This window comes from Clostridium beijerinckii, assembly GCF_036699995.1.
Taxonomy (GTDB): Bacteria; Bacillota; Clostridia; order Clostridiales; family Clostridiaceae; genus Clostridium; species Clostridium helianthi.
Genome location: NZ_CP144906.1, coordinates 1,530,687 through 1,550,350, shown reverse-complemented (window position 1 = coordinate 1,550,350; position 19,664 = coordinate 1,530,687). Strand labels below are relative to the sequence as shown.

18 protein-coding genes are annotated in these 19,664 nt (G+C 28.2%); 2 read left to right on the top strand and 16 right to left on the bottom strand.

The features are described 5' to 3' along the window. Positions 1–46: 46 nt before the first annotated feature. The 4 genes from PZA12_RS07220 to PZA12_RS07205 form a co-directional block, all read right to left on the bottom strand. On the bottom strand, positions 47–937 hold the full coding sequence (locus PZA12_RS07220; protein WP_192927312.1) for an NAD(P)-dependent oxidoreductase: 891 nt from the start codon (positions 935–937) through the stop codon (positions 47–49). A gap of 50 nt (positions 938–987) precedes the next feature. Continuing rightward, positions 988–1,812: a RelA/SpoT domain-containing protein gene (locus PZA12_RS07215; RefSeq protein ID WP_077843480.1), complete on the bottom strand. Its 825-nt coding sequence runs from the start codon at positions 1,810–1,812 to the stop codon at positions 988–990. Positions 1,813–2,258: 446 nt separating this feature from the next. Beyond that, a complete protein-coding gene (locus PZA12_RS07210) occupies positions 2,259–3,479 on the bottom strand; it encodes a dicarboxylate/amino acid:cation symporter (protein ID WP_103697680.1) in 1,221 nt (406 codons plus the stop codon). A 47-nt stretch (positions 3,480–3,526) separates the two neighbouring features. Further along, positions 3,527–4,996 (bottom strand): UDP-N-acetylmuramoyl-L-alanyl-D-glutamate--2,6-diaminopimelate ligase, encoded by a 1,470-nt coding sequence (locus PZA12_RS07205; RefSeq protein ID WP_103697679.1) that lies wholly within the window; start codon positions 4,994–4,996, stop codon positions 3,527–3,529. 306 nt (positions 4,997–5,302) lie between these two features. Here PZA12_RS07205 and PZA12_RS07200 point away from each other — a divergent pair, with 306 nt between their 5' ends. Continuing rightward, entirely contained in the window at positions 5,303–6,163 is an 861-nt protein-coding gene (locus PZA12_RS07200) for an AraC family transcriptional regulator (RefSeq protein ID WP_103697678.1), read from the top strand. Between the two features lie 73 nt (positions 6,164–6,236). On the opposite strand, the gene msrA is transcribed toward PZA12_RS07200, so the two are convergent. From msrA to PZA12_RS07165, 7 genes are all read right to left on the bottom strand, one after another. Further along, positions 6,237–6,710, bottom strand: a complete 474-nt coding sequence (gene msrA / locus PZA12_RS07195) for a peptide-methionine (S)-S-oxide reductase MsrA (protein WP_168982082.1) — start codon at positions 6,708–6,710, stop codon at positions 6,237–6,239. A 172-nt stretch (positions 6,711–6,882) separates the two neighbouring features. Continuing rightward, the gene (locus PZA12_RS07190) at positions 6,883–7,830 is read right to left on the bottom strand and encodes an alpha/beta fold hydrolase (RefSeq protein ID WP_103697677.1); all 948 of its coding nucleotides are present in this window, start codon (positions 7,828–7,830) and stop codon (positions 6,883–6,885) included. A gap of 313 nt (positions 7,831–8,143) precedes the next feature. Further along, complete coding sequence (locus tag PZA12_RS07185; RefSeq protein WP_077869745.1) at positions 8,144–9,094, bottom strand: DUF3800 domain-containing protein; 951 nt, start codon at positions 9,092–9,094, stop codon at positions 8,144–8,146. 439 nt (positions 9,095–9,533) lie between these two features. Then, positions 9,534–10,766, bottom strand: coding sequence for an anti-sigma-I factor RsgI family protein (locus PZA12_RS07180; protein ID WP_103697676.1), 1,233 nt, complete (start codon positions 10,764–10,766; stop codon positions 9,534–9,536). Position 10,767: 1 nt separating this feature from the next. Further along, positions 10,768–11,322, bottom strand: coding sequence for a sigma-70 family RNA polymerase sigma factor (locus PZA12_RS07175; protein ID WP_077837974.1), 555 nt, complete (start codon positions 11,320–11,322; stop codon positions 10,768–10,770). A 367-nt stretch (positions 11,323–11,689) separates the two neighbouring features. Further along, positions 11,690–12,766 (bottom strand): anti-sigma-I factor RsgI family protein, encoded by a 1,077-nt coding sequence (locus PZA12_RS07170; protein WP_103697675.1) that lies wholly within the window; start codon positions 12,764–12,766, stop codon positions 11,690–11,692. A 217-nt stretch (positions 12,767–12,983) separates the two neighbouring features. Further along, positions 12,984–13,124, bottom strand: coding sequence for a hypothetical protein (locus tag PZA12_RS07165; RefSeq protein ID WP_011968634.1), 141 nt, complete (start codon positions 13,122–13,124; stop codon positions 12,984–12,986). A gap of 1,110 nt (positions 13,125–14,234) precedes the next feature. Here PZA12_RS07165 and PZA12_RS07160 point away from each other — a divergent pair. Next, positions 14,235–14,576: a hypothetical protein gene (locus tag PZA12_RS07160; RefSeq protein WP_077843472.1), complete on the top strand. Its 342-nt coding sequence runs from the start codon at positions 14,235–14,237 to the stop codon at positions 14,574–14,576. A 295-nt stretch (positions 14,577–14,871) separates the two neighbouring features. On the opposite strand, the gene PZA12_RS07155 is transcribed toward PZA12_RS07160, so the two are convergent. The 5 genes from PZA12_RS07155 to thrC form a co-directional block, all read right to left on the bottom strand. Next, positions 14,872–15,537 carry a hypothetical protein gene (locus PZA12_RS07155; RefSeq protein WP_103697674.1) on the bottom strand — a complete coding sequence of 222 codons (666 nt, stop codon included), beginning with the start codon at positions 15,535–15,537 and terminating at the stop codon, positions 14,872–14,874. 439 nt (positions 15,538–15,976) lie between these two features. Then, positions 15,977–16,531, bottom strand: a complete 555-nt coding sequence (locus PZA12_RS07150; RefSeq protein ID WP_103697673.1) for a hypothetical protein — start codon at positions 16,529–16,531, stop codon at positions 15,977–15,979. 216 nt (positions 16,532–16,747) lie between these two features. Beyond that, a complete protein-coding gene (locus PZA12_RS07145) occupies positions 16,748–17,185 on the bottom strand; it encodes an ACT domain-containing protein (RefSeq protein ID WP_023974269.1) in 438 nt (145 codons plus the stop codon). After that, positions 17,185–18,081: a homoserine kinase gene (gene thrB, locus PZA12_RS07140; RefSeq protein ID WP_078114931.1), complete on the bottom strand. Its 897-nt coding sequence runs from the start codon at positions 18,079–18,081 to the stop codon at positions 17,185–17,187. The genes PZA12_RS07145 and thrB overlap by 1 nt, the downstream gene beginning before the upstream one ends. A gap of 11 nt (positions 18,082–18,092) precedes the next feature. After that, positions 18,093–19,550: a threonine synthase gene (gene thrC, locus PZA12_RS07135; RefSeq protein WP_103697672.1), complete on the bottom strand. Its 1,458-nt coding sequence runs from the start codon at positions 19,548–19,550 to the stop codon at positions 18,093–18,095. Between the last annotated feature and the right edge of the window lie 114 nt (positions 19,551–19,664).

Genomic DNA, 19,664 nt, shown 5'->3' with positions numbered 1-19,664 from the left:
TGCTTCTGATAGAGAAAGAAAATTATTAAGAGATAATTTCTTAGTATTAATTTTTGCTATACTTTTCGTAATATTTAATAAGACCTTGAGTTCCTAGATCACCCAAATTATCGTTATCTAATGTTTTATACATTTTTAGCACTTCATTTAATACACCTAAATTTATGGAATTATCCGTAGACTCTTCTATTGCTAAATTCATATCCTTAATAAAATGCTTTATATAAAAACCAGGGTCAAAATCTCCTTTTAGCATACGAGGAGCCATATTTTTCATTTGCCAACTTCCCGCTGCACCTTCACTTATACTATCAAGCATAGTCTGAACATCTAATCCTGCTCCTTTTGCATACGTAATTGCTTCGCATACTCCAGCTATCGCGCCAGCTAAGGCTATCTGATTTGCCATTTTAGTATGCTGTCCATTCCCAGCTTTTCCTTCATAAATTATATTAGTTCCAAGTGCAGATAAAACATCTTTATGTTTTTCAAAAACTTCTAAATCTCCACCAACCATTATAGATAATGTGGCATTCTTTGCTCCTACATCTCCTCCTGATACTGGCGCATCCAAAGCATATATTCCTCTCTTTTTAGCCTCATTATAAATTTTTATAGAAAGCTTCGGACTTGTAGTAGTCATGTCAATTATACAAGACTCTTTTTCAGCATTCTCTAAAATACCATTTTCCCCAAAATAAACTTCTTCTACATCTTTAGGATAGCCTACAATTGTTATTATGACGTCTTTATTATTTGCACAACTTTTAACATCGTCGCACCATTTAGCACCTTCATTTATAACATCAAGAACTTTTTCTTTTGTCCTTGTATAAATAGATACCTCATATCCTTTCTTCATTAGGTTTCTAACCATAGATTTTCCCATTACACCTACACCTATAAATCCAATCGTCTTCACTTCAAACTCCTCCATTTTTAGTTATAATATTTTGTATCCTCAGATTTAACTTCTTAAAATTAACATTAAGAATCTTTTTCTACGTCAATCCATGTCATTTTACTTTTTAATCTATTAATTTCTGCTTCCTGATCTTTTATTATTGTTTTATAATAAACTTCTTTGTCTCCCCACTCTTTACTTAAATTATTTATTAATGATGCCATTTCGTCAGCACTTCCTACAATTCTATTAAAGAGCATTAGGTTAGACTTAAGTATTTCCGGAATTTCATTATGGGAATATCTTAACCTATGATCTATTTCCCCATATCCTTCCTCAAAAATTGTTCTAACTTGTATCTCCGCTATTACCTTCTCATTGATTGGATAAAATTCAACTAAATAATGAACTGAACGATATCCAGAAGCTTTTGACCTTACCTCTATAATAGGATCGTCAAAAACATCTATATTATCTCCTTCTCTTACATTTGCAGTAATCTCAGTTACATTCCAAGTTTTTATTATAAAATCATGTATCCCCTGCCATTGGTCTTTAAATATATGTATAACTCTAATCCCTATTAAATCATTTATTTCATTTCTATAATTATTTACTGTAAATTCAAAATCATCTCCGTATTTATTTTTTCTATCTTCTGTCTTTCTTATAACTTTTTCTATTAATCTCTCAGGATCTTTAATTCTTGATTTAACAGAATGCACCATTCTCTGCGATCGTAAAATGTTTGCTATAAATGCAGCCTGGCTTTCATAAGAAGTTTTATAATTTATGTAGTCTTCGTAGATTTCCTTAAGATTTTCAATATTAATATTATTTTTAGAGATCATTTCTTTAGCCTGAGGATATTTTTCCAAAAATATATCTATGTTAAAACTTTTTTTCATTCTGCATACTCCTCCATAAATTCCATTAATTTCGATACTATATAGATTATACTACATTAGGCATAATCAAAAAATAACAAATCCATCTGCCACACCTATTTTCCACCATGCTGCGTCAGCAGATTGCCCTAATAGCTAGCTATGAGCCCACTCTACTTCCTTACCTGATGAAAAATAATCATAGCATTTTGGACTTATTATTTTCTTTCATATTCCTTAATTAAAAATTATTTCAAAAAACTTCAACCAAAATACGGTTGAAGCTCTTTATTAAAATTATATAGTTTATAATAGCTAATAGTTTAAATTAAATTTCTATAAAATAGACTTTTTAGAACGTATATGAATGTAAATTGTTTATTATCCACCAAAATTTTTGTTTACAAAATCCTTGTAAAGAATATGCTATCCAGCTTCTAATTTAATTCTTAGCAAATTTTTTAGTCCTATTTTTTGTCTATAAATTTTGATATTATCATTGTACAGACAGTATTTCCTGATGAATTTAATAATGTAGCTGGCGCATCAATTATTGTTGCTATTACAAGCATTATGGCTAATGCTTCCTGTGGAAATCCAAATATGCTTAAGATAAGCATTTCACCAATCGCCCCACCTCCTGGCACTGCTCCAACTACTGCACCAATAAGAAGCCCTGCTCCTAATATAGGAAGTAATGAACTAATAGTATTTATGTCTCGGCCAAATATAGCAAACAAGAACATTATTTTATATATTCCTCCAATTACTGAACCATCCTTATGAATGTTAACTCCTAGAGGCATTATTATATTAGCCAAGGTATCTGATACCCCCATATTTTTAGCTGCTTTTATATTTACTGGTATGCACGCAGCACTAGAGCATGTTGCTAATGCAGTTATTGAAGGTTCTGCTGCATTTGTCCAAAATAATTTCACGCCCTCTTTTCTACTTGCTATATAAGCATATATACTGAAGAATACAAAGAAGTATATTATGGAGACAACCAAGTATAGTATAAATATTTTTGCATACCCACTTAATATTTGTCCGCCTAGTTGTCCAATTACATTTGCAAAATAAGCTCCAAGTCCAATTGGTGCATAATACATAATTATATTTACAACTTTCATTGTCACTGTAGCTCCACTGCTTAAAAATGACGCAAAAGCCTTGCCTTGTTCCTTAGACAACATAGTTCCAAAACCTATTAATATAGAAAATAATATTAGTGCTAACAAATTATTTCTGGATAAAAGTTCAGAAAAATCACCTACGCTTATACTCGAAACGATCTTTTCTAAAACTCCTACACTTTTAGGTGTATCTATACTATTAGTGGTCATTAGATTATTAAACATTGATGGATCCAATCCAACTGCTGGATTAAACATTTTAAAACTAATTACTCCTATTATGCCTGAAATAATTGCAGTAATTCCAAATGTAATTAAAGTTATTATAAATATTCTTCCGATCTTTTTGGATTTATCCATATTAGCTATCGCAGAAGCAATACTAAAGAATACTATAGGAACTAACATCGTAAATATTAAGTTTAAAAACAAATTTCCTAGTGGTGCAAATATTTTAGCTTTATCTCCCATTATAATTCCTATTGCCCCGCCTAATAATATCGATAACACTAGAATAAATGATGATTTATAGTTCTTTAAAAATTTCAATTTTCTCGCCCCCTAATATTTTGATACTTAAGTTATAGATCCTCGCACTATCCCAGAGCTTTCCTGACAATTTCCCTATCATCAAAGTATATTTTATCCTTACCTATTATTTGATAGTCTTCATGCCCTTTCCCTGCTATTATTAATAAATCATCCTCTTTTAAAAGTTTTAGCCCTTTCTCAATAGCTTTCTTTCTATCAACAATTTTCTCATAAGTTGAATTTATAACTTCCATTCCTTCTTCAATATCTTCAATTATTTTTATTGGATCTTCCGTTCTTGGATTATCTGAGGTTATTATGCAATAATCTGATAAAATTCCTGCCGCCATTCCCATTACTTTTCTCTTACTCTTATCTCTATCTCCACCACAGCCAAATACAGTAATAAGTTTGCCTTTAGTAGTCTCTCTCGCCATCATTAATAGTCTTTCTAATGCATCAGGAGTGTGTGCATAATCAATTATTACATTTTTATTAGAATTATTTTTCACCATTTCTAGTCTTCCTGGAACATTCTTTAGATTAGATAAACAGCTTATAATATCACCCATATCCATACCAAGACCTATACAAGCTCCTATAGCAGCCAAAACATTATATACAGTTATTTTCCCAGGAATGTTTACTTTTGCATCTGTAATACACCACCAGCGCCATTTTATGTCCCTAAATTTGATTTTGAATATTATGCAATCATTTCTATATCTAATCTCAGTTGCTCTAATATCAGCCTCTTTATTTATTCCATAAGTTAAAATCTTGCAACTAGCCTTTTCTATAATTTCTTCTGCTATTCCATCATCTAGATTTATAACGCCTAGCTCACATTTCTTAAACAATTTTATCTTTTCATTCTTATAATTTTCCATCGTTCCATGTTCTTCAAGATGATCTTGAGATAGATTTGTAAATACTCCAACATTAAAATCACAATACTCAACTCTCTGTTTTGCTAATGCAGATGAAGTAACTTCCATTACAATATTTTCAGCACCTTTATCAATAAACTCCCTAAATACTCCTTGTAATTCTAATGACTCAGGTGTTGTAGGATTAACCTTTTGTATGCTTGCCTTTTCTTTGTTAAATTCATATCCCAAAGTTCCTATTACAGCTGTTCTTTTTTTATACGCCTCTAATATATCTTTTATATAATGTATAACGGTAGTCTTTCCGTTGGTACCTGTTACTCCAACTAAATTAATTTCTTTAGAAGGTTCATTATAAAATAAGTTAGCTATACTTGCTAAAGCTAACTTAGTATTTCTAACTTTTACTACAGTTATATTTTCATTATTTATTTTAATTTCTTCCTGTATCACTATTGCTAAAGCGCCACTTTTTATTGCTTCGTTTATATAGTCGTGACCATCTGCATTAGCCCCCTGTATGCAGATAAACACCGAATCCCCTTTTACTTTTCTAGAATCATAACTAACGCTACTAGCATCTATATCAACACTTCCGCTAATTATTTCGTAATCTAAATCTTTTAATAAATTGTATAACTTCATTTTTATTCCTCCAAGAATTACTTAACTTCTTATATTTTCATTATATACAACATTTTCGCATTAAATAGTGCATATATTGCTTGATATACTGCAAAAAGTGCTTTATGATTTTAATATATATGTTGCATGTGAAATAACAATGTTTCTACTTTCGGTGATAATTGCATAAATCTAGGTTGTATATTGTTTATCTATAAAACTAAAATTTATATATACACAGCTTAGAGTTAATTGAATATATATTTATATCTGATATTTTTAATTAATACAATTACAATTAAAGTTATTTCAAGGGAGTTTTCAACTATGAATAAAAATAGTAATAAATCAGGCTACTTAAACAATGATTTTCAATTATTTCATTTAAAAGATAAAAAAAATCAAGAATTTGAATTCCATTATCACGACTTTAATAAAATAATAATTTTTTTATCTGGAAAAGTTACTTATTTAATTGAAGGAAAAGCATACAACTTAAAACCATGGGATATTCTACTTGTAAATAATCATGATGTTCATAAACCTATTATTGATTCTTCTGAAATTTATGAAAGAATTATTATCTGGGCGAATTCTGATTTTATAGAAAACCACAACTATGAAAATTGTGATTTATCTACTTGTTTTAGACTGGCGAATGAAAAAAGTTTCAATCTTATTAGACTTAATAGCAAATTACAAGATAACATTAAGTTTATAATAGATTCACTAATGACTTCCTTTAACTCACAAGATTTCGGTAGTAAACTTTTAAGTAATTCATTATTTATTCAATTGCTTGTATACTTAAATAGAGTGCATCTTAACAACATGTATATAAATGATGAAGCATCTCTCAAATATGATAAGCAAATTGAAAAAATCCTGAAATATATAAATAATAATTTATCTGAAAATCTTTCTACGGAGACTTTATCTCAAAGGTTCTATATTAGCAAATATTATCTTATGCATAAGTTTAAAAAAGAAACTGGATATACTCTTCACAACTATGTAAATCAAAAGAGATTACTAATGGCAAAGGACCTTATAAGCAGTGGTGAGCAAATTACGAAAGTTTATTTACTATGTGGATTTAATGATTATACATGTTTTCTACGTTCATTTAAAAACCTGTTTAAAAAATCTCCAAGTGAGTTTTCCCCAAAAACAAAAAAACTATCTTAAAATAGTTTTCTATTCTTAAGATAGTTTTTAATAAGTTACCAGTATAAATACGCTAACTCATCAATATTTAATATTAGTTAAATTTAATATGGCAATAACCAGTAGGATTTTTTTCTAAATAATCTTGGTGATATTCTTCTGCTGTGTAATATTTCTTTAGCGGTTTTACCTCAGTTACAACTTGAACATCACATTTTTCTTGAATCTTTTCCTTACTTCTATTAATTGTATCAGCATCAGATTCATCAATATAATAAATTCCACTTCTATATTGAGTACCAACATCTCCAGCTTGTTTATTTAATGTCGTAGGATCAATGATACTCCAAAACTTATCTAATAATTCATCAAGTGAAACCATTTTTTCATCGTATGTTATGTAGCATACCTCAACGAAGTCTGTATCATTTTTGCAAACTTCTTCATATGTTGGATTTTCTGTTTTTCCATTTGCATATCCTACTTCTGTTTCTAATACTCCTGGTATCATAGAAAAAAATTTTTCTACACCCCAGAAGCAGCCTCCGCCAAAAACTATTTTTTTCATATTTAACACATCCTTTAACAGCATTATAAACCCAAATAATACTACTTTGCAATTATATATACTACAATTGAGTTTCTAAACTTTTATTTTAACTGGGTTCTTGGCTTAGTATAATAAATGTAGATTTATCATTGCAATAAATCTACCTATTGAAATATCCTGCTTGATAAAATCAAGTTTTCTTTTCACCATTAACTCTATTCATCCAATTTAAAATATCCTTATATACCTGCAATTTATTTACTTCATGTAAAAGATCATGATATTTATCTGAATATATTTTAGTAAAAACTTTCTCATATCCTATTCTTTTCATAAACCTTGTTAATTCATTAAATCTTTTTTTACTTATAGTAACTATATCCTCTTCCCCCGCAATAGATAGAATTGGGAGATTTAAGTTTCTTTTTGCCCAGTCTTTTTTGCTATAGTCAATTTTTATTAGGTTACATAAATTCTCAAATCCATTTATTGTGAAAATAAATCCACAGCCTTCATCATTCATAAACTTATCTCTTTCTATTTCTGAGGTCGTTATAACATTATCACCTATTCCTCGAAGTATTTTATGTATAAAAATCGACCTATAATGATCTCCCTTTATCTTCTCTATAATTTTACATAATTTTTTAATATACGGGATGACTTTATTCTTTACTGGTGAACCGCATAGTATAAGACCATCTAGCTCATAATCATATTTTTTTAAATATGCTCTTGCAATTAGTGATCCCATACTAAATCCAAATAAAAAATAAGGATATTCCCTGTATCTTTTCTTCATATATAGTGTTATCTGATGTAAATCTTCTATAAGATTGGTAGCTCCATTATCATAAAAATAACCATAATCATCTTTTTTGATAACACTTTCTCCATGCCCTATATGATCATGTACTATGGAAACATAACCATTTGAGCCTAAATAATCCATAAATCGTATATAGCGTTTTCTATGCTCCATCATACCATGGCTGATTTGGAATATCCCCTTTATTTCCCCCTTAGGTACATAAAGCGTTATACCAAGATTCACATTGTCTTGGATAGATTTCATCTTGAAATCTTTAAATTTTTCAGAATAATCTTCTACTTCATTTTCATAAGATAATTTATTCATAAATTCCTCTTTACTAAAAAACTTATTTTTTATATGCTTCCCTTATTTATAGAAATTTAAAATACTTATTGAGGAAATCTATAAAATTCTAATGTTTTGCTTCATTCTTCTTACAAAACAAAATGCCTAAAAGCTTCATTTAAGATTCTTTCAGGCATTTTAACTTTCCTAATTTAATATAATAAGTTTCTATTATAAATTCTAATATACTACCTTATCATATAACTATATAATTGCGAATAAATAATTCTTTGAAATTGTAATCGCTTTGTCAAACAAAATTCAATATCTACATATAAGAAAATTCGTGATACTATATTATCATTTTTCTGTTCACTAAAACTCTCTCTAACTGTTTAGATAACAATTTAATCTCACTGGTAAGTTCACTAATTTCTTTTTCCTTTTCTTTTATTCTATTATCCTTAAGTTTTAATTGCTCTTTTAGTAATTTTAATTCTTTATTAAAACCTTCAATATAGTTGTGCGAAATGGCTTGTAATTGAGTCCGTGATATTCCTATTTCTAAATCGTTGTATACCTTATGTTTAAGCTCACTAAATATCTTGTCCCTGTTACCATACTCTATGTATGATATTAATTCCTCATTAATTTCTCTATTTCCATTTAAAACTCTAAAAAATACATTAGTTATTATATTTAATATCTCTATTCCGGAACCATAAATTTTATTATTCTTGTCAGATACAATAAACGTATTAATTTTATTCTGAACGTTATCTTGTGTACTTAAATTAATATTTCTATTGTTATATATATCAAAGAAATTTTGCATTATACTACAATTTCTATTTCCTACTTTTGCTTCAATGACTATCCCGCCTGATTCTCCATCATTCTTAGTAATAAACGAATAGAACTTCTTTAAAAGTCTTTTTGTCACTATTGAATATGAATCCTCTGTTTCACTTAAATTCTGTTTTATTGAGCTTGAAATTATTTTGAATCTTAATTTGCTAATTAATGTTGGTAGTTTGCTTACGAACTCATTCATTCTGGCTTTGTCAAAATTCCTGTATACTTTATCTTCCAATATTATGCTATCTATTGGTATATTAGAATCACTCTCCATAAAACTTTCTTTCTTATATTCATTTAATTTTCTTTTTAATTCACATTCACTGTTTTTTAAATCAATACAGTAATTATATTCAAAAATCAATCCTACCATTGAGAAATTTCCGCTTTTATCTAAACTTCTAATTCCCCTTTCATCAACAAACATTACATATTTTTTTCCCATATAAACTCTCCCCTTTAATAATTACTCCTTAACCTTATATATTCAATCCTCTTCACACTGTACAACAAATTATTCCTATGAGTACATTAAACACGCTTGCTTATATATAACTTATAAAACATCCTCGTATTAAGTCCATCTTTCAAAGGAAATATATTTTTCATCCCCCTACTACTCAAAATTGAATTCCCTTTTATTTTTCAATACGTTGAAATAACAAATACAATCACAAAATAAGTTTAAATTTATCTTGCAATTGTATCCGTTAATACTAAATAAATATATGATACCCCTATACAGATTTAGAACTCAGGTTATTAAATTTATGAAAAATATTTTTCTAGAATTTTAAAGTTCTTAAAATGTTTATAGAGACAGGATAATTTACGTATTAAAATTATCCCATCTCTATAAAAAATGTATCAGTTTAAATTACTGCCTATTTATTTTTATCATTTCCTTTGCCTTTGGAATCTGAATTGCCATTATTACTTTTCTCTGACTTTGATGAGTTACTATTTCCATGAGTTTCAGCATCCCTTTTTTCAGATCCATTTGAAGACTTTTCATATTTCTTATCTTCATTTTCTTCTTGCTTAATACCTGCATTGCTATTTTCTTCTTTTTTCAAATTGCCATTATTACTTTTCTCATTCCATGAGTCATTACTTTTTTCTGTCTTAGCTTCTTTAGTTTTTTGTTCTCCTATTGATGATTGTGTAAATGTAATATCTTCTGTAGATTCAGACGTTACATCAGCATCCTGATTGCTATTGCTTGTGTTAGTATCTGTTTCAGTATTAGTATTACTATCTGTAGCATTCGTATTAGTATCTACAGAATTATCTACATCAACAGCATCATTATCAGTTCTAGTCATTTTTCTCAATTCTTTAGCTTTCTTTTGAATTTCCTTAACCGAAATCAATTTATAATCCTCTACCTTAATACTTGGATCTAGTGCTTGAAGCTTTTGTATAAGATTTAATTTTCCTGGAGTTATTCCAAGTTGCCTTGCTTCATCTCTTCTTGCAAGCGCTACTTTATCAGTTTCGACTTCTGCTTCTAAATCATTATCTTTTAATGTTTCATCTGCAGTTTCTTTTAAGGATTCATTTAATTTATCTGCTAAGCCATCCTTATCTGTAGATACTGTAATTTCAACTGCCGCAGAGGTTGTTACATTTGTACTATCTTCCTTTATGTAACCATCTGATATGGCATTTGTTATTACTGTACTGACTGCATTGTCAACTTTAGTGTTTACCAGATTAGTTCCTTCTAGAACTTTTTCACCATCTTTATTATACGCTTCTGCAGATACCACTGTATCAAAAGCGTTTACTCCTAATTCAACACTTGGATTAATATCCAGACTGACATATGCTACCGGAGTTTTAGCATAAGCATATACTCCTCCTCCTAAACTAAATGCTACTGCAATTGATGCAGCTAAAGCTATTTTTCTCTTCATATAAGTTCCCCCTAAAATATTTTTCATATTATTGTTAAATGTATCTTTCTTGCTTAAGTATCCCGTTTTTTTCTTTACAGATTCTTCAATACGTTTTCTAGAAGACAAGTCCATAGATAGATTAATATTTTCATTCAATAATAAATCAGTATCACTAATGTTTAAGTCATCTAATAATTCAAATAATTTGTCATCCAATTTATCTCCCACCTCCCAATAATTTTTTTAATTTTTCCATACATCTAGAGACTTTTTTATCAATTGTATTAACTTTTAAACCCAGATCACTGGAAATGTCTTTCGAGCTTTGATGTAAGTAATATTTTCTTATAATTATTTCGCTATCAGGTTCTCCTAATGATTTTATAGCATTTATAAGCTCAGAATTGCTTTCTTTTAATAAAATCGAATGTGCTGCATCATCTACAACACTATGTAATTCTTGGGCTACATCATCTATTGGAAGATGATTATTATTTTTATTTTTTCTATACATATCTATAGCTTTTCTTTTTGCTATAATTGCCAAAAAGGCTTTAATTGATCCCTTATCTAAATCAATTCTATTTTTATAATGAAATACTTCAAAAAACACATCACTTACACATTCTTCTATATCTTCTTTTGAATACATTCCAGAAAGTTTATTAAATATTATTGTGTAAATAAGTGCCATATAGTTATCCATCAGCTTCTTAAGGCCTATTTCCGGTTTCGTATCCAAAAGGTTTAGTAATTCAATATCCGAAATCAAAACGCACCTTCTTCCCCTAAAATTTCGTTATATATTATACAGTTCGTAATACATAAATAAAATCTGACAATAAATTTCAAAAAATATATTAACTTTTACATTATCAATGATAAATACTTATATTTTCTTTTCTCTCCTGTTCTATGTAATATATATTAAATATATAGATAAATCCTATTAATGCTATTACTAGTGATTCTTCAATAATAATTTTTTATACTATTTAGCTGATATATATTTAAATTAAATTTATTATTCTTCTCTTTCACTTGATTTAATAGAGTTATAAATTCAAATTTGTTATCGCATACATACAAAAATGAGTAGCTATTATTATTTTCTATATTAGCTACTCATTTTAAACTATTTAGTTATTTTTATTTTTATCCTTATTACCATTCTGTGAGTTTGAATTACTGTTATCACTTTGTTTTTGAGTTTTAGCTGAATTATCTTTTGATTTTTCAACTTCTGTGGCATTTTCTTCTTTTTTACTAGATGAATCACTATTCTCTTCTTTCTTGATACTTCCATTTCCATTTGATTTAGAAGAAGAAGAATTGCTTATTTTCTCTTCTGCAACTGCATCTTGATTAGTATCACCTTCTACGTTTCCACCAGTATTTGCATCATCTTTAACTGTAGTCTCTTCATTATTATTGATCTTCTTTAATTCTTTAGTCTTCTTTTGTATATCTTTTACAGAACTTGATTTATAATCTTCTACATTTATAGTTGGATCTAATTCCTGTAGTTTTTGTATCAAGTTTAGTTTGCCTGGAGTTATTCCTAACTTTCTTGCTTCATCTCTTCTTGAAAGAGCAACATTCTGAGTTTCAACTGTTGCTTCTATATTATTTTCCTCTAATGATTTGTCAGCAATTTGTTTTAAAGATTCATCTAACTTCGTCGCCACATTATCTTTATCCGTAGCTGTAGTAATTTCAACTGCCGATGTACCGTCTTCCTTTATATATCCATCTGAAACTGCATTTGTAATAATATTCTTAACTGCATCATCAACATCGCTATTTACTAAATTAGTATCTTCCAACACTTTTTTACCATCTTCATTATATGATTCTGCTGAAATAACTTGATCAAATGTATTTACTGATAATTCAATACTTGGATTAATATCCACACTAACGTATGCTACAGGAGTGGTTTTTGCATGAGCATATACTCCTCCACCTAAACTTAAAAGCGCTACAACAGATAGTACTAAAGCTATTTTTCTTTTCATATAAATCCCCCCTAAAATATAATTTACCTTTTCTTTAAACGTATTATTTGAATTATAATAGCCAGCTTTTTTGCCAACTAATTTTTCAATCCTCTTTATAGTAATATCATCTAATGATAACTTTATATCTTTAGATAGCAACAAATCAGTATCGCTAATGTTTAAATCATCTAATTTTTCAACTAGTTTATTCTCCAAGTTATAAAATCCCTCCCAATAGTTATTTTCTTTTACATAAAGTAACTATTTTTTGTTTACTCTTCTTAATAAATTTAAAACCCTGGTTTTAATGAGTACTGCAAAACTTCTGTCAGTTGTTTTTTTGCTTTTCATAATATAATTCGTATTATTATTATGAAATCTGACAATACTGCTTATAGAATTTAAATAAATTTAATTAAAATAAAAAAGAGCCTTATTTATTTGGCTCTTTTCTTACAGGTTTATATTTTGAATTTGGATCATTTGGATTTATGTAATCATAATCTCCATTTTCAGTCTTTCTTAATCCTAATGATGCCATTTGCTTTTTAGTGACTTTACGTTTATTAGTCATAATTATCTCTCCTTACACTTCTTTAGATTTAACTCATGTTAAAAATTTGTATCAGTAAGCCACATAATGATATATAAATATTATTTCTAAATAACATATAGACTAACATGACTAAACATTATCATCATTAATCTATATTATATAAGGTATATAGTCCTAAAATCTTCTTTTGTAATATCTTATGTACTTATATCTAAATTTCTATTTTGCATATTATTCTTGACTTTAGTATACTCACTCATTCAAAGTTTATACTAATTAATGATTAATCTCGTTAATCATTAAGCCGCTCATGAAATTACTTACTTAAAACAGCTCCATAATTCCATAATACTATAAATAATAAATCTCCTACTAAATATTAAGCTGATTCAGACGAACCAGTCTTCCCGTAATTTATACTCACAGTTAATGAACTCACTGTTCGCAAATTTAGCTTCATATAGTTATCTAAGACATAAAAAAGCAAACCCAGAAATATTGGTAATTTCTAAGCCTGCATACCTTAATAATTTAATATAAGTTTTAGTTCATAGCAATAATGAAATCTAGACAATAAAATTGTCAGACTTAATTTGAGATATGCCGTGCGAAAACCCTATCTATGTAATCTCTACTTTTATTTAGGAATTTGCTCTCTATTTCTTTATCCCAAAACTTCATAGCTGGTTTTTCGATAAAATTAATTCTCATCCCTTCAATGGCCATGCATATGAAAAATATAAGAGGAATAGTAATTAATTTATTATCTTACAAAATACCTCCCCAGTCTATCCCCTACACATTTCTAAGGGGGGGCTATCTATTTGGAACTAATTCTCCTTTTTTTATTTATATGTTTTTAGCTTATTGGTATTTCGCAAAAAATTTAAAACTCAGTTTTAAGCAATCTATACTTTCTCAGTCTCTAATAATACTTATTGTAATTCTATTTGTTGCAATAGCATAACTATTAATCAATATTACCAGCTACATTTACTTTATATTCATTAATTCCTAGTATTCATATTAATCTTCTAACATATTTCTGTTATATATTTTATCTAAATTCTAATAATAAAATTTGAGCGGTTCAATATTCGAATTTAAATTATGAAAGGTGGTTAAATAATGAAAAAATTTACTTTTGCACTTTCTATTATTTTACTAATCACATTTAATATTAATAAACCAACTGCTAATGCTGCATCTCTCCCACAAAACTTTTCGGAAGGATTTTATACCATATCGGATTTAAGTATCATGCAAAATGTTATGTATAATGTTCAGAACCTTTCTCCTAATGAAGTTTTTATGATTATATTCGACGGCAACAAAAGGATACAACAATCTATAAGGTTTGAAGGGCATTCAATGAAATATGTAATGCGTCCTATGAAATATGATTATAAAATTATAATCATTGGTGATGGCAGCATATCATTTTCACCAATGAATATAAATGGCAGATAAATATTCTTTATAGCTATAAATATATATACAAGCTCCTCCTTTAGGAGCTTTTCTGAAATTTTAATATTTTCTACTTAACATAAACAAGGCGATATGTTATATACTTAGTTGCATCATTTTGAAATTTTCACATTACGTAATTCATTAAAATGATCCAATTTCACAACTAAAGATCTTTTTAATTTCCTACGAGAATAAAAGTATTTTCATTATATTTTGTGAAAACTTCGCATCCATCAGCGATTACCTAACAAAAAAGAGCCTTAAATATAAGACTCTTAATTCTACATTATTGTTAAACCCATAATTCATGACTTTCTCTTTTTAGCGAATATTGACATTTTCCTAATAGTTTAGAGTTTAACTCACTCTTAACATTTCTATGAATATACTCATAAGCATCATATATATATAGAATGTCTAAATCTAAATCTTTAGTATGTTTGTTTAAAGTACTCTCTGCATATAAAAAATGCTTTTGCAAAGATGGTTGAACTATCCACCTAGATTTTTCTTCCCCTAGTTTAATAGACTTATGATTATTCTCAATCATTGATTTCATGTCTTTTAAGCACATAAATTTAAATTTTTCTGTAGGAATTCTATTAATTATAAGATAATTTTCTAATCTCTTATAAAAATTTTTCTCAACAGAAATATAGATATTTTCTTTACTTCTTATTCCTTCTTCTATGTAATTATATAAATTAACAATTAAATGCTGCTCTCCATAGTAGTATAAAATAGAATCTCTTTCACCGGTATTTCTTCGATTGGAACTATATAAATTGCTTGTATTGCAAAATATACAGTCAGATATTAAATCATCAATAGATTGACTTAAGCAAATTACTTCATCATCCAATAAGTTATTTTGCTTTTTAGCTAATAAATCATCAAGCCTTTCCTTCCATTCCTTAATATGACATTTCAAACCACAATTATTACATAATATTCTCATTATCTCACCCCATTTTTATTTTAAAACCCTTTTACAATTAAATTATAACATCTTTCTATGTAAATTTATGTCATTACTTGTAAGTTGAAAAAATAATTGTATTTTTTGTAGTTTAAACATACTAGTATTTTCTAAACTCTTCAATATTTTTGTGATTTTTTTAATTCATCTTGAAATAAATAATTATAGAGTTTATGCTAAATTGTTTTTTTATTTCAGGCATTCATATATTCCACTCTTTATGCTATAATAAAATTAAGTAAGTTAGAGTTCAAACTTTCCACTTTGCTTTCTCTAATTATTGATAGGTACTCATAATGAGTGCCTTTTATTTATATGGTGAAAAAATTTTAATATATGAGTTACAAGAAAATGAAGTTTGTTCTTTCATAAAAAAATATCTTGGAATTTATTTCAAGATATTTTTAGTCATCACTTTTTAGTAGTTTCTTAATTCCCAAATTATTATATTTTCTTGATTTATTCCTACTGGTATTTCAAACAGAGAGAACTCAACCACCATGTCAATTAAAAAATTTTGTGATATATAATCTATAACTTTAGATAATCCACTTATTGGCGGATCTCTTTTTTCTTTTAAATCGTAATTATAAATATTATATACTGGCTTTTCCATTGCAATTCTATTTGATATTCCTTTTATATCACTTAACGATGCTCTCATAATAAAATCTCTGTCTATCTCTATGTCACCTTGTAATATTAATCTACCATCTGCAATGGCTAAACTCTCATATACTGCATATCTCTTGTATTTTTTGCTTTCCAACAATACTTTATCTTTAGTAAGCATATATAAAAACTTACCTCCTGATACAGATTTATCTCTTATATTATAATATTCATAGGTATTCTCTTCTAAATAACTTTTAATTTCATCTAAAGTTGAATTATCCGTAAATATCTTTTCTGACATTCTATTTAATCCAAGCTTTTTAATTATATAATCACTTTCATATTTATTTCTAATCATGAAATCACTCCATTTTAATTTTGTGTAATAAAAAACACACCTCCATTTCTGAATAATGTGATATTTCTAACCTTTATAGTTATTATAAAACCTTCCTCGTTCCCTATAGAACTTGTCTCTACCGACTTTAATTTATTTTAGCATATTTTAAACAGGTTTTATATTTTATTAATATTCTTTAAAATTGATATAATTAAAATAGGAAGGTTTCCCTTCCTATTCCATTCCTATAAACTCAACTTTTTCAACATTTCTTATGTTAAGTAAGCCCTCTGTCAATGTTTTTATATCTCCATCTACAGTAGATAAATCTATGGTTATGCTTAAGTTAGCATAGCCATTTAAAGGTATACCTTGATTTATTGTCAAGATATCTCCACCTTTTTCTGTAATATAATTGCTTATGTTTGACAAAAGCCCTTTTTCATTCTTAAATATAATATTATAGGTAACTTTTCTACCCTCTGAAGTTTCTGCAAAATCAAATACAAAATCTCTATATTTATAGTAAACACTTCTACTTATTCCTGCTATTTTTACTGCTTCAGTTATTTCTTTTACTTTTCCATCTTTTAATAATTTTTTTGCAAAAAGAACTTTTTCATAAACATCAGGTAAAACCCTTTTATCTATAACCAAGTAATCTCCACTCATCATTTTGTACCTTCTATAATGGTTGCCCCCGCATTATCTAAAGATAACTCTAATATGTTCCATTCCAATCCTTTTATTTGCAAGAATTCTTTAAGCTTATTGCTAAAGCGCTCATCCTTTTCATCGATAATCGCCATGATTGTAGGACCTGCTCCACTTAAATAGCAAGCTAGAGCTCCTAATTCATAACTCTTATTATACACCTCTTCAAAACCAGGAATTAATTTACTCCTGTAATTTTGGTGAAAGGCATCTTTACATGCATACCTTAATAGTTCATATTTTCCGCTAGAAAAACATGCAACCATAAGAGCTGCTCTTGATACATTATATACTCCATCTTTTAAACTTATCTCCTTCGGAAGCACTTTTCTTGCTTCTTCAGTAGATAATCTAAAATTAGGAATTATCGAAATAAACTTAATTCCATTTTTTACATCTATCTTATCATAATAGGTCTTGTTTTCATCAACTATTGCAACAACCATGCCCCCAAGTAAGGCTGGTGCAACATTGTCTGGATGTCCTTCAATTTCTACAGCCATCTCCAACAACTCTTCTTCTGAAAACTTCTTCCCCAAGATTTCGTTAGCTCCTACTAGTCCCCCAACTATACATGTAGAGCTACTTCCAAGACCTCTAGATACTGGAACATTTTGTTTAATTTCACTTATTTCTAATCCTTTTATTTTATAGCCCGCTTTATCAAAACAATATTTCATTGCTTTGTAAATAATATTATCTTCATTACAAAACTCTTCTGGCATTCCATTAAACTTCAAACCATCTTCTATTTCCCTGAATGCAAAATCATTGTATAAATTTAATGCTATTCCAAGCGTGTCGAATCCAGGTCCCATATTTGCTGATGTAGCTGGTACTCTAACTGTAATCATATGTTTATCACCTATGAATTCAAATAAGATAATAGAGCATTTCTCATCTCACTCTTATCCCAAACTTCATCATGTCTTACTTTTGCATTTTCCAAAGTGCTTAAACTATTTGGTATTTTATTATTTGTTGAATCAGATAATTTATTTAGTACTTTAAAATCATCTAATCCCTCTACATCAATATCAAGTGCATTACAAATACTTCTTGGAAATTTAAACGGACTTGCTGTTGAAAGTATTAAAGTTGGTTTGTCGTCTTTAGTTTCTTCTATATACTTCTTTTTAACTACATATGCCACTGCTGTATGAGTATCCATCAAGTAATTATCTTTCTTATAAACTTCCTTTATAGCATCATACACTTCTTCTGTAGTTGCAAAGTTTCCATAAAATTCTTTTATGAAGCTTTTAATTTTTTCATTTACTTCATAAACACCTTTAGTAGTTAGATCTTCCATTAATTTACTAACAACTTCAGTATCTCTACCGCTTGCTTCAAATAATAATCTTTCAAGATTAGATGAAACAAGTATATCCATAGACGGTGATTCTGTTAAAATAAGTTCTCTTTTCTTGTCATATACCCCAGTTTCAAAGAAATCTGCAAGAACTTTATTTTCATTTGATGCACATATAAATTTATCTATTGGTAATCCCATTTGCTTAGCATAATATCCTGCTAATATGTTTCCAAAATTTCCTGTAGGAACTACAACATTTATAGGTTCATCTCTTTGTATTACTCCTTGGTTCACTAAATTGAAATATCCATAAAAATAATACACTATTTGAGGTACTAATCTTCCAATATTAATGGAGTTTGCCGATGATAAGATAAATCCTTTTTGAGATAGCCCTTCTCTGAATTCATTATCTCCGAAGATTTCTTTTACGCCTGTCTGAGCATCATCGAAATTCCCCTTTATTCCAATGACCTTAACATTGTTTCCTTCTTGACTTGCCATTTGTCTTTCCTGAATTGCACTAACACCATTCTTAGGATAATAAACTACAACTTTAAAACCATCAACATTTTTAAAACCTTCAAGTGCAGCTTTTCCTGTATCTCCTGATGTTGCTGTAAGAATTGTTATATCCTCTTTAACATCACAAATCTTTTTAGCTCTTTTCATGATTTGTGGTAAAAATAACAACGCTGCATCCTTAAATGCACAAGTTGGTCCATGATATAATTCTAAAAAATTGTTCTTTACTTCCACACTGAATCTATCATTATATGCGTCATTAATTGCCCCAGTTAATTCCGCATCATCAATATCTGTAAAAAACTCATTGATAACTTTAAATGCTAGATCTTCATATTTAATATGCGTATCTTCCTTCAATTCATCATAGACTTTAGGAAATTCATCTGGAACATACAATCCGCCATCTTTTGAAATTCCATTAATTATTGCTCTAGCAGATTCTATATTCTTATCCAGACCCCTAGTACTTCTAAACTTCATCTAATATCACCTCAAAATTGTATTAAATATGAAAATATATCTTTATTAATTAACAAATTTAAGTATATATAAACATATTCCACCTGTAATATATATTATCATGTATCCTATAGA